Origin of the sequence: Kribbella sp. CA-293567 (assembly GCF_027627575.1) — a bacterium.
Taxonomy (GTDB): domain Bacteria; phylum Actinomycetota; class Actinomycetes; order Propionibacteriales; family Kribbellaceae; genus Kribbella.
In genome coordinates this window covers 6,314,800-6,325,823 of record NZ_CP114065.1, presented here as the reverse complement: position 1 = coordinate 6,325,823, position 11,024 = coordinate 6,314,800, and the positions used below count along the sequence as shown (strand labels likewise).

Here is an 11,024-nt window from a genome sequence, read left to right as displayed (position 1 = left end):
AAGTTATCAGTCGATAACAACAAGGGAGCTGGACATGACGACGACCGCCCTCGAACCGGCCGGCGATCCGGCGGTCGACGAGCCCGCCGGACGGCGCTCGCTGGCCACCGTGCTCGCCGTGGTGGGCATCCCGGTGTTCATGGTGACGCTGGACAACCTGGTGGTGACGAACGCGCTGCCGGTGATCAAGGCCGAGCTCGGCGCCTCGCTCTCGGACCTGCAGTGGTTCATCAACGCGTACACGCTGTCCTTCGCCGCACTGCTGCTCACCGCTTCGGCGATCGGTGACCGGCTCGGCCGGCGGCGGATTTTCCTGGCCGGGCTGGCGTTGTTCACGGTCGCCTCGGCGGCCTGCGCGCTGACCACCGAGCCGTGGATGCTGATCGGCGCCCGCGCGATCCAGGGCGTCGGCGCGGCCGCGGTGATGCCGTTGTCGCTGACGCTGCTGGCGGCCGCCGTACCGGCTCGTCAGCGCAGTGCGGCCATCGGTATCTGGGGCGGGATCTCCGGTCTCGGCGTCGCGGTCGGACCGGTCGTCGGGGGAGCGGTTGTCGACGGCATCAACTGGCAGTGGATCTTCTGGCTGAACGTGCCGATCGGCCTGATCGCGCTGCCGCTGGCCGCGCGAGTGCTGACCGAGTCCCGTGGGCGCCCGCAAAAGCTCGACCTGCTCGGTCTGGTGCTGTCCGCGACGGCTGTGCTCGCCATCGTCTGGGGCGTCGTGCACGGAGCCGACGACGGGTGGAGCTCCGCCCAGGTGCTGGCCGCACTGATCGGTGGCGGCGCGCTGTTGATCGCCTTCCTCGCCTGGGAGCACATGACACCGGCTCCGATGCTGCCGCTGCGGTTGTTCCGGTCGCGCGCGTTCAGCGTCGTCAACACCATCTCGTTCACCTTCTCGGTCGGTGTCTTCGGCGCGGTCTTCCTGCTGGCGCAGTTCTTCCAGGTGGTGCAGGGCTACTCGCCACTGGAGTCAGGTCTGCGAACGCTGCCGTGGACGATGGCGCCGATGGTGGTCGCGCCGCTCGCCGGGCTCGTGGTCGACCGGGTCGGTCCTCGGGTGCTGATCGCGTCGGGACAGTTCCTCCTCGCCGCAGGCCTGGCGTGGATCGCCCTGGTCACCACCACCGACGTCGCCTACAACTCGTACATCGCTCCGTTCGTGCTCGCCGGGATCGGCATGGGCCTCACCTTCGCCCCGTCGGCCAGCGTGGTGATGGCGAGCTTCACCGACTCCGACCGTGGCGTGGCGTCGGGCACCAACAGCACCATCCGGGAGGTAGGCGTGGCGATGGGAGTCGCGGTGCTGGCCTCGGTCTTCGCCTCCACCGGTTCCTACGCAAGCCCTGAGGGGTACGTCGACGGCCTGGTGCCGGCGGTCTGGGTCGGCGCCGCGATCGTCGCGGTCGGCGCAGTACTGGCTCTGCTTCTCCCAGGCCGTCGCCGCTGATCGCTGTTGATGGCCGGGACCGCACTGTCGGTCCCGGCCACTAGTGTGTCGTCGTGCTTGACGCTGACGACGTACGCCGGATCGCCCTGTCGCTGCCGCAGGCGGTGGAGAAGGAACGCTGGGGCCACCCCACCTTCGACGTCGCCGGCCGGATGTTCCTCACCCTCCCCGACGACCAGACCTCCTTCGCCGTCCGCTGCCCCCGCCTCGAACGCGCCGAACTCATCGCCGCCGAGCCGGACAAGTTCTGGGTCCCCAAACACGAAGCCCTCTCCAGCTGGGTCCGCGCCCGCCTCACCGCCCTCGAAGACGCCGGCGAACTCCACGACATCGTCCTTGACTCCTGGCGCCAGGTAGCACCGGAAACCCTGGCCGCCGAGGGCTGACCTTGAGCCAGCTGATCACGTGGTTGGGCAGCGCGTGCGGGACCTGTTGTGTGTGCCTGCCACACAGCTCACGAGGCGAAGGGGGCCGAGAAGCCGACGCTGACCAGTGCGCTGACCAACGGGCTCAGGAGGTAGGTGGTGCGTTGAACATCAGCAGGCCGAAGAACAAGAAGAGCGCCACCGCGGCGAGCACCGGATGAGCCTACTCCCACGCGTCGGCCCGCCCGTCGTAGATGGCCCCACCAACACCGAAGCCAGAAGCCGCAACCACCGGGGCGGCCGTTCGACTGTGCAAAGGTGACGGGCTCAGTTGAGCGCGACACGGAGGCCGGTTCCTGTTTCCTCGCTCTGGTCGTCGGTGACCACGGCAAAAGCACCCGATGGAACGCCGGGCAGTACGGCGACCTCGGCGGCGACACGGAGCAGGACCTCCGCGGTGGCGCCGGCGACGAAGAAGACGTAGGCGTCGTCGACTTCCTCGCCTCCGTCGTAGATGTCGAAGCTACCGTCACTCGACTCGTCGTCGAGGAATTCCTCGATACCGTCGATCCAGCCGAACTCGTAGCCGGGATCACCCGGCAGGATGCCGCCGGCTTCGTCCAACGGAACGTGGATCTCGACCACGAGTTCGCCGCCGATGGGATCCTGCGACGCAACGGCCGGAACTCGGGAAAGTCGCTCCGCCTCCGGGCGCAGAACAGAGCGAACCGCCGCCACGCCGGCCTCCCAGCCACCGCCACCTGGCAACGATCCGTCAGGGAGCGGCGCATTCGTCTCGCCGCGGAGTTCACGAAGACGCCTGCGCCGGATCACACCCGGGCTGAGAGGGGCCGGCCGCACATCGTCCGGAAGCTTCGGGATCTCGCCCGACAGATTCAACGCTGACCGTGCTCGCGAGACGCCCTCCAGAACTGCGGGCAGCGCAAGCAGCCTGCGTTCGTCAGGCTCGAGCGGTTCGAGTACCTCGAGGTCGATGCGCATCTCCACCAGGTGCCGTTTCCGGCCACGCAGAACTCGTTCCTCGGCAGGCCCCTCGTGCTCCGCTCTGAGCACCATCATGTGGACCTCCAGTGTCGGCGCGTCGCTGATCCGTCGCCACCAGGCCAGCCACGACTCGTCCGTACCGAGGAGGTCGATGACCCGATCGACCTCTTGCAGGAAGCCGTTCTCGCCACCCCGCGTGATGGCGTCGACGCCGCCCTCCAGCCAGTAGTCCTCAGTACCGTTCAGCTCGCCCATGACCCGGACTGTAGCCACCCAGGCCGAGTCAGCTCCGGTCCGGCGGCTCGGTGTATTGGCTGTTGCGCTGGGTTCCCCATGGCTGACACGCATCACTGCCCGGCAAGCTGGGCACCAGTTCGGTATGGCGAAGTACGAGGTCAACGAAGCGGCTGTGGAGTATGCGAAGCAGCTGATCGAGAGCCGGCAGTACGTGCTGGACAGCGAGTGGGGTGCGGTCCAGCCGAACGCGGAGGCGCAGAACAAGTACCTCGAGAGGCACTCCTGGGAGGAGTACGGGCGGTGGCATCTCGGGCTGACTGTTGGGGCCGGGGAGGACACCAAGGGCCGCTTCGCTTTCGGGTACGGCGACCTGCGGCGGCTGCACCGGTCCGGGCTGATCGCCTGCGTCTACCGCGCCTCCGAGTGGCGGCACAAGGAGGTTGAGCTGGCCGCGCACGAGTTACTGCAGCTACTGGACGCCAAGACCGGCCAGTAGCCGCAGTACCGGCTGTTGTCAGTTCACGTTGGCAGGTGAGGCCGAGAAGGTGTTGCAGCTGGCTGGGTTGCCGGTGACGAAAGAGCGGCCCATGAAGCGTGCCTGGCTGGCAGAGCTGCCGTGGGTGCCGAGGTTCGGCTTGTCACCCGACGTCACCACCCACTTGTTCCAGACCTGCAGCATGATCCCGTTGATCGGGTAGCTGCGTTTGTTGGCCGCCAGGAAGACGCCGGCGAGGCAGTTGGCCTGCAGCTCCATCCGGCGGGTCATCCGGAGCCGGTCGGCGTAGGTGGCCGCGTCGTACCGGAGGTTCTGCGAGGCCTTGAGGATGCCGGTGACCGACTGCATGGCGTGGCCGTACTCATGGGCGATCGACCGGGAGTACCACATCCGCGAGTAGGCCTTGTTCTCCGCGTCGGGGTACTGGTTGTAGGTCTTCACGAAGTTGTCGACCTTCATGTACATCATGTGGTTGGCCGGGCAGTAGAACGGGACCGACACCGCTCCGGCGCCACACGGGTTGCTCACGCTGACGCCCGACCAGTAGATCATCGACGGCGCCCTGAAGTCGTACCCCGCCAGTGCGATCTGCCGCGCCCAGGACTGGTCCAGGCACGGCTTGAGCCGGGCCCAGTACTTCGCGGCGTTGGCGGCCGTGTTCGGCCGGACGTTCGGCTCTTTGCAGTTCACCGTACGCATCTGGCCGGTCTTGTAGAGCGCGTTCTTGGCCACGACGTCCAGGTCCGCGACTCCCGGCTTCTCCGTCGAGGTCGTGGTCGGCTCGCTGCTGGTCGGTTGGGTGGTCGGCGCGGTGGTCGGTTCCGTGGAGCGGGTGGGGCTCGGCTGCTCGGTCGTCCGGTACGTCGGCTGCGTGGGCTCCGGCTGGGTGTAGTTGTTGTCGGCGTTCTTCCTGATCACCCCGAAGGCCCAGGCGCCGACCACACCGACCAGCAGGACGCTCAGGATCGCGAACAGCGGAGCCTTGGACTTCTTCCGCGGCGGCAACTGCGGCTGCCAGCCCGGCTGGAACCCCGGCCCCTGGAACCCTGGCCCCTGGAAGCCCGGACCTTGAAAGCCCCCCGGCCCCTGGGAGCCCGGCCCCTGGAACCCCTGGCGCGGCGGGTATCCCGGAGGCGGTCCCTGCTGCGGGTAGCCCTGCGGCCCGGGCGGCGGAGCGAACTGCGGCCCCCAGCCGAACCCCTGCCCCTGCTGCGGCGCCACCGACGGCGGACCGTACTGGTACGGCGGCTGGTTGGGCGGTTGCTGCTGGTACGGCGGCCGCGGCTGGTTCTGCTGGTACGGCGGCGGCTGCTGCTGATTCTGGTAGGGCCCGCTTGGCTGCTGACCGTACGGCGGCTGCGTCAACCCCATATCCCTTTCACCGACACCAGCGTCGTTCCACTGGCGAGAGAGCGCCACAGTACCGGCCTCCGGGCTCAGCTGCGCGGTAGTGTCGGCCTGGTGACGGACGCGACCACACCGAACAGCCCGATCGACCAGATCTCGGAGCAGTTCCTAGAGACCTTTGCCGAGCTTGCGCCGACCCAGGCGACCTTCATGGGCATCCAGGGCCACGACCACCAGTTGCCGGACTTCTCCCCGGCCGGGTACGAGGCGCTGATCGAGCTGAACCGCCGGACGCTCGCCGAAGCGTCCGCAGTACAGGTGTCCTCGCCGCGTGAAGAGGTGGCCAAGGACGCGCTGCTGGAGCGGCTCGGGCTCGAACTGGAGCGGTACGAAGCAGGTGTTCCGCAGTCCCAGCTCAACGGGATCGCCTCGGTGCCGTGCGAGATCCGGCAGGTCTTCGACCTGATGCCGACCGCGTCGCAGGACGACTGGGAGACGATCGCGATCCGGCTCAACCTGGTCGGTACGACGCTCGACGGCTACCGCGAGACGCTGGCCGAGCAGGCCGCCGTCGGCCGGGTGTCGGCTGCCCGCCAGGTCAATGTGCTGGCCGAGCGGATCGCCAGCTGGACCGGCGCCGAGGGTGACGACTTCTTCTCCGGGCTGGCCGCGAAGGCTCCCGAGAGCCCGGTCAAGGCCGCCGTCGAGGCGGCCGCCGCCTCGGCTCGGAAGGCCTACGACCAGTTCGGTCAGTGGATCACGACCGAGCTGCTGCCGCAGGCGCCGAGCCGGGACGCCTGCGGGCGCGACGTCTACGCCCTCGCCTCCCGCGACTTCCTCGGCGCGACCGTCGATCTCGAGGAGACCTACGCCTGGGGCTGGGAGGAGCTGGCCCGGATCGAGGGCGACATGCAGGGCATCGCCGCCGACCTGAACGCCGGTGACCGCAACATCGAGGCCGTCGCCACGCTGCTCGACAACGACCCGGCCCGCAAGATCCACGGCAAGGAGGCGTTCCGCGACTGGATGCAGCAGCTTGCCGACGCCGCCGTCGCCGAGCTGGCCGGCACCCACTTCGACATCCCGGACGCGATCCGCCGGATCGAGTGCATGATCGCCCCGACCTCCGACGGGTCGATCTACTACACGCCGCCGAGCGAGGACCTGACCACCCGGCCGGGCCAGATGTGGTGGGCCGTACCGGCCGGCGTCGAGGACTTCGCCACCTGGCGCGAGGTCACCACCGTCTACCACGAGGGCGTTCCGGGCCATCACCTCCAGGTCGCCCAGACGATGCTGCGCGCGGATCTGCTGAACCGCTGGCAGCGCGTCGGCTGCTGGGTCTCGGGGACCGGCGAGGGCTGGGCCCTGTACGCCGAACGCCTGATGGAGGAGCTCGGTTACCTGGAAGAGCCCGGTGCCCGGCTCGGCATGCTGGACGCGCAAGCCTTCCGCGCGGCCCGGGTGATCGTCGACATCGGCATGCACCTGGAGCTGGAGGTGCCGGCGGGCAACCCGTTCGGCTGGCGGCCGGGTGAGCGGTGGAACGCGGAGCTCGGGTACGAGTTCCTCCGCGCGCACTGCCGGATGGAGACCGAGTTCCTCAAGGCCGAGCTGAACCGGTACCTCGGCTGGCCGGGGCAGGCGCCGTCGTACAAGGTCGGTGAGCGGATCTGGCTGCAGGCACGCGAAGAAGCCAGGCAGCGCAAGGGTTCCGCGTTCGACCTGAAGACCTTCCACTCCGACGCGCTGAACCTGGGCTCGATCGGCCTGGATCCGCTGCGTCGCGCCCTCGCCAAGCTGTGAGCGCGCCGGTGCGTTTCGTCCTGGCCTCCGCTTCACCGGCCCGGCTCAAGACCCTGCGCAACGCCGGGGTCGAGCCGGAGGTGATCGTCTCCGGCGTCGACGAGGACCACGTCACCGCCGAGAACCCGGGAGAGCTGGCCCGGACACTCGCGGTGCTGAAGGCACGCGCGGTCGTCTCCACGCTGGATGACCACGCGACCGTGCTGGGCTGCGACTCGGTCCTGGAGATCGACGGCGTCGCCTACGGCAAACCCGGTACGCCGGAGATCGCGCGCGAGCGGCTCCGGATGATGAGCGGCCGATCGGGCGTCCTGCACACCGGGCACTGCCTGTTCGACACGTCCTCCCGCCAGGAGATCCGCGAACTGGCCTCCACCACGGTGCACTTCGCCGAGTTCACCGAGCCGGAGATCGAGGCGTACGTCGCGACCGGCGAACCGCTGGTGGTCGCGGGCTCGTTCACCGTCGACGGCCTCGGCGGACCGTTCGTGCGCGGTATCGAAGGCGACTACCACAACGTGGTCGGCATCTCGCTGCCGCTGGTCCGCCGGATGCTGGCCGAGGTCGGCATCGCCTGGCCCTCGCTGTGGGCCAAGCCCCGCAAACTCCGGTACGACGAAGCCGAGGCCGCCCAGTACGACGAGAGCCGCGGCGGCGTCGAGCGTGCCCGAGCCGCAGCCGACGCGATCCAGGAGTTGCTCCCCAAGGGCGGCCGGGTCCTCGAGCTCGCCGTCGGCACCGGCCTGGTCGCCGCCGAACTGGTTGCCCAGGGCAACCTCGTGCACGGCGTGGACCTCTCGGCCGCGATGCTCCACCACGCCCGCGTGCGGCTGCCCGGCCACCTCGCCGCCGCGGATGCCACGCGACTCCCGATCGCCGACCGCCGCTGCGACGCAGTACTGGCGATCTGGCTGCTGCACCTCGTCGATGACAGCGACCCGATCCTGGCCGAGGTCTCCCGGGTACTCCGTCCCGACGGCGTGTTCATCGCCACCACCGAGAAGTCGGAGGCAGCACGCTACGCCGACGGCCGTAACCCCGACGACCACCGAGCCGAAGACGCGCTCCCGCTCCTGGTGGCCCGCGCAGCCCAGCACGGCCTCTACCTGGACGGCGCGACCAGCTTCACCGGCCCGGCCCGGGGCAACACCGCAGTACCGCTCTACCCGCTGATCCGGTTCCGCCGGGCCAGCTGAGGCTTACGGGTGGGCGCTGGCCCTCCAGCGGCCGGGGCCTGGGTGGAGCGGGCGGGTGTGGTTGCGCCAGTAGGTGGCCCAGTCGCTGGCGGTGGTGGGGGCTGAGGGAGCAGCGGGGGCCGCTGCGGCTCGGGCCGAGACGACGGCGATCAGGGCGGCCAGCTCTTCGGGGGTCGGGTCGCCCTTGGCGATCCGCAGTACGGGGTCAGTCATCGTGGGCTCCGATCAGAGCGGGATGTTGCCGTGCTTCTTCGGCGGGAGGGTGTCGCGTTTGGTGCGGAGCAGGCGGAGGGCGCGGATGATCTCGGCGCGGGTCTCGCTCGGCCTGATCACCGCGTCGATGTAGCCGCGTTCGGCCGCGATGTAGGGGTTGGCGAGGTGGTCCTCGTACTCGGTGATGAACTGCCGGCGGCGGGCCTCGATGTCCTCGCCCGCTTCGGCGGCGGCGGCGAGTTCGCGGCGGTGCAGGATGTTGACCGCGCCCTGGGCGCCCATCACGGCGATCTGCGCGGTCGGCCAGGCCAGGTTGATGTCGGCGCCGAGGTGCTTGGAGCCCATCACGTCGTAGGCGCCGCCGTAGGCCTTGCGGGTGATCGTGGTGATCATCGGGACGGTCGCCTCGGCGTACGCGTAGATCAGCTTGGCGCCGCGGCGGATGATGCCGTTCCACTCCTGGTCGGTGCCGGGCAGGAAACCGGGAACGTCGACGAAGGTCAGGATCGGCACGTTGAAGGCGTCGCAGGTGCGGACGAACCGGGCCGCCTTCTCGGAGGCGTCGATGTCCAGGGTGCCGGCGAACTGCATCGGCTGGTTCGCGACCACGCCCACCGGGCGGCCCTCGACCCGGCCGAAACCGACGATGATGTTCGGCGCGAACAGCGACTGGACCTCGAGGAACTCGCCCTCGTCGACGACCGCCTCAATCACCGCGTGCATGTCGTAGGGCTGGTTCGGCGAGTCCGGGATCAGCGTGTCCAGGGCCAGATCGGTCTCCCCGGCCTCCAGGTCGGCGTCGAAGTCGTAGGCGGGCGGGTCCTCGAGGTTGTTCTGCGGCAGGTGCGCGACCAGGGCCTTCACCCAGTCGATCGCGTCCTCCTCGTCACTGCCCAGGTAGTGCGCGTTGCCGGACTTGGTGTTGTGCGTCCGGGCGCCGCCGAGCTCCTCCTGGGTGACGTCCTCGCCGGTGACGGTCTTGATCACGTCCGGACCGGTGATGAACATGTACGACGACTCGTCCACCATCACGGTGAAGTCGGTGACCGCGGGGGAGTAGACCGCGCCGCCCGCGCACGGGCCCATGATCAGCGAGATCTGCGGGATCACGCCGGAGGCCCGGACGTTGCGGCGGAAGATCTCGCCGTACAGGCCGAGGCTGACCACGCCCTCCTGGATCCGGGCGCCGCCGGAGTCGTTGATGCCGATCAGCGGGCAGCCGATCTTCATCGCCAGGTCCATCACCTTGACGATCTTCTCGCCGAAGACCTCACCCAGGCTGCCGCCGAAGACGGTGAAGTCCTGGGCGAAGACGCAGACCTGCCGGCCGTCGATGGTGCCGAAACCGGTCACCACGCCGTCGCCGTACGGGCGGTTGGCGTCCAGCCCGAAGGAGGTCGAGCGGTGCCGGGCGAACTCGTCCAGCTCGGAGAAGGAGCCCTCGTCCAGCAGCAGCGCGATCCGCTCCCGCGCGGTCTTCTTGCCGCGGGCGTGCTGCTTGTCCACCGCGCGCTCGGACCCGGCGTGCACGGCCTCGTCCAGCCGGTGCTCGAGGTCCGCGAGCTTCCCGGCGGTGGTGTGGATGTTCACGGTCTCTCCCATAAGCGGGCAGCCTAACTTCCCTGAGCGGTTCGTGTGCTGTGACGTCTACCGCAGACGTTACTGCGCAGTACGGGCTCAGCGGGGACCCACGGCGAAGAGTTTGGTGAGGCGGGCGGCGAGGGCCAGGTCGCCGCGGACCGAGAGGCGTTGTTTGAGGACGGCCAGGACCGGGTCCTCGTTGCCGGTGACGATCTTCAGCAGCGTGGCCGGGTCGGTGCGGACCGAGATCGCGGGTGGTTCGGAGTGGTCGGTCAGCACCTGGCAGGCGCCGTCGCTGACCCGGATCCGGAACTCGTCGATCCCACTGCCACTGCCGCCCGCGCCGGTGATCTGCCAGGCGACGATCGCGTCGAAACCCTCCGCCCGGGCCGGGCGGAGGTACTCCGGCATCCGGCGAAAGATCTCGCGCAACGCGATCTCTCGGACTCCCCCGATGAGCCGATGCCGGAGCTCTCGCTCCGAGGTCCGGTCCACGAGGCGGGCCAGTTCACCCACCTCGAGTGCGGCGAAGTCGTGTTCGAGCCACCGCGCGCTGCCGCGTTCGGCCACCCAGACCTCCCCGGCGGTTGGTGGAACGAGTTCCTACCAGACCGTAGGAATTTCCTATGCTCTGATAGCTTTGTCAAGTGGTCAGCCCTAGAGACCCGGTTGCGGAACCTCGCCGCCGTGCCGCGCACCTGGGCCCGGAGCGCCGGCGCCCGCTGATCCTGGATGCTGCTCTCGAGGTGTTCTCCGAGCGCGGCTTCGCCGGTACGACGATGCAGACGGTCGCCGACGCCGCCGGGGTCACCAAGCCTGTGGTCTACGACTCCTTCGCCAACCGCGACGAGCTGCTGCTCGCCTTGCTGGCCCGCGAGGAGCAGCACCTGGTCCTGTCGATCATGGCCGCGCTACCGGCTGAACCGGCCGTCGGTACGCCGGAGGAGCACGTCCTGGAGGGGCTCACCGCGTTCCTGGAGACGGCCGCCAAATCGCCGCATTCCTGGCGGATCGTCTTCGGCGCCCAGTACGGCGCGGCGCCCGCGGTGGCCGAGCGGGTCCGGGCAGCGCGTGCCTTCCTGGTAGAGGGTCTGCGGCTGACACTGGTGAAATCGTTGCCAGCCGTCACCGACCCGGACGCGAACCTGCCGGTGCTGGCCGAGATGCTCGCCTCGATGACCGAGAGCTGCGCCCGGATGCTGGTCGTCGACGGCACCGACCGCACCCCGGCCCAACTCGCCAAGACCGTTTCCCAAGTCGTCGGTGGCGGTTTCCGGTCGGTCTGATCAGTCACGGAGCTCACCTGTTCGGTCACATTTCGTCACGAT

The 11,024-nt window shown here is 69.1% G+C and carries 11 protein-coding genes; 6 read left to right on the top strand and 5 right to left on the bottom strand.

Features of this window, described 5'->3' with window-relative positions; translation table 11 throughout:
• Window positions 1-34: 34 nt before the first annotated feature.
• The gene (locus tag OX958_RS29295) at window positions 35-1,450 is read left to right on the top strand and encodes an MFS transporter (protein ID WP_270133203.1); all 1,416 of its coding nucleotides are present in this window, start codon (window positions 35-37) and stop codon (window positions 1,448-1,450) included.
• 53 nt (window positions 1,451-1,503) lie between these two features.
• Window positions 1,504-1,836: an MmcQ/YjbR family DNA-binding protein gene (locus OX958_RS29290; protein WP_270133202.1), complete on the top strand. Its 333-nt coding sequence runs from the start codon at window positions 1,504-1,506 to the stop codon at window positions 1,834-1,836.
• A gap of 306 nt (window positions 1,837-2,142) precedes the next feature.
• Here OX958_RS29290 and OX958_RS29285 read toward each other — a convergent pair whose 3' ends face one another.
• Complete coding sequence (locus OX958_RS29285) at window positions 2,143-3,075, bottom strand: hypothetical protein (RefSeq protein ID WP_270133200.1); 933 nt, start codon at window positions 3,073-3,075, stop codon at window positions 2,143-2,145.
• 124 nt (window positions 3,076-3,199) lie between these two features.
• Here OX958_RS29285 and OX958_RS29280 point away from each other — a divergent pair, with 124 nt between their 5' ends.
• Window positions 3,200-3,553, top strand: a complete 354-nt coding sequence (locus tag OX958_RS29280) for a hypothetical protein (RefSeq protein WP_270133198.1) — start codon at window positions 3,200-3,202, stop codon at window positions 3,551-3,553.
• An 18-nt stretch (window positions 3,554-3,571) separates the two neighbouring features.
• Here the strand turns inward: OX958_RS29280 and OX958_RS29275 are convergent, their stop codons facing one another.
• The gene (locus OX958_RS29275) at window positions 3,572-4,924 is read right to left on the bottom strand and encodes a neutral zinc metallopeptidase (RefSeq protein WP_270133196.1); all 1,353 of its coding nucleotides are present in this window, start codon (window positions 4,922-4,924) and stop codon (window positions 3,572-3,574) included.
• Between the two features lie 90 nt (window positions 4,925-5,014).
• Between OX958_RS29275 and OX958_RS29270 the strand changes: the two genes are divergently transcribed.
• Both OX958_RS29270 and OX958_RS35295 read left to right on the top strand, forming a co-directional pair.
• The gene (locus tag OX958_RS29270; RefSeq protein ID WP_270133195.1) at window positions 5,015-6,706 is read left to right on the top strand and encodes a DUF885 domain-containing protein; all 1,692 of its coding nucleotides are present in this window, start codon (window positions 5,015-5,017) and stop codon (window positions 6,704-6,706) included.
• An 8-nt stretch (window positions 6,707-6,714) separates the two neighbouring features.
• Window positions 6,715-7,902: a Maf family nucleotide pyrophosphatase gene (locus tag OX958_RS35295; protein WP_333486449.1), complete on the top strand. Its 1,188-nt coding sequence runs from the start codon at window positions 6,715-6,717 to the stop codon at window positions 7,900-7,902.
• A 3-nt stretch (window positions 7,903-7,905) separates the two neighbouring features.
• Here the strand turns inward: OX958_RS35295 and OX958_RS29255 are convergent, their stop codons facing one another.
• The 3 genes from OX958_RS29255 to OX958_RS29245 form a co-directional block, all read right to left on the bottom strand.
• On the bottom strand, window positions 7,906-8,115 hold the full coding sequence (locus OX958_RS29255) for an acyl-CoA carboxylase subunit epsilon (RefSeq protein ID WP_270133194.1): 210 nt from the start codon (window positions 8,113-8,115) through the stop codon (window positions 7,906-7,908).
• A 12-nt stretch (window positions 8,116-8,127) separates the two neighbouring features.
• The gene (locus OX958_RS29250) at window positions 8,128-9,717 is read right to left on the bottom strand and encodes an acyl-CoA carboxylase subunit beta (protein WP_270133193.1); all 1,590 of its coding nucleotides are present in this window, start codon (window positions 9,715-9,717) and stop codon (window positions 8,128-8,130) included.
• A 75-nt stretch (window positions 9,718-9,792) separates the two neighbouring features.
• Window positions 9,793-10,266, bottom strand: a complete 474-nt coding sequence (locus OX958_RS29245; protein WP_270133191.1) for an SCP2 sterol-binding domain-containing protein — start codon at window positions 10,264-10,266, stop codon at window positions 9,793-9,795.
• Window positions 10,267-10,343: 77 nt separating this feature from the next.
• Between OX958_RS29245 and OX958_RS29240 the strand changes: the two genes are divergently transcribed.
• Entirely contained in the window at window positions 10,344-10,982 is a 639-nt protein-coding gene (locus OX958_RS29240) for a TetR/AcrR family transcriptional regulator (protein ID WP_270133190.1), read from the top strand.
• Window positions 10,983-11,024: the final 42 nt, after the last annotated feature.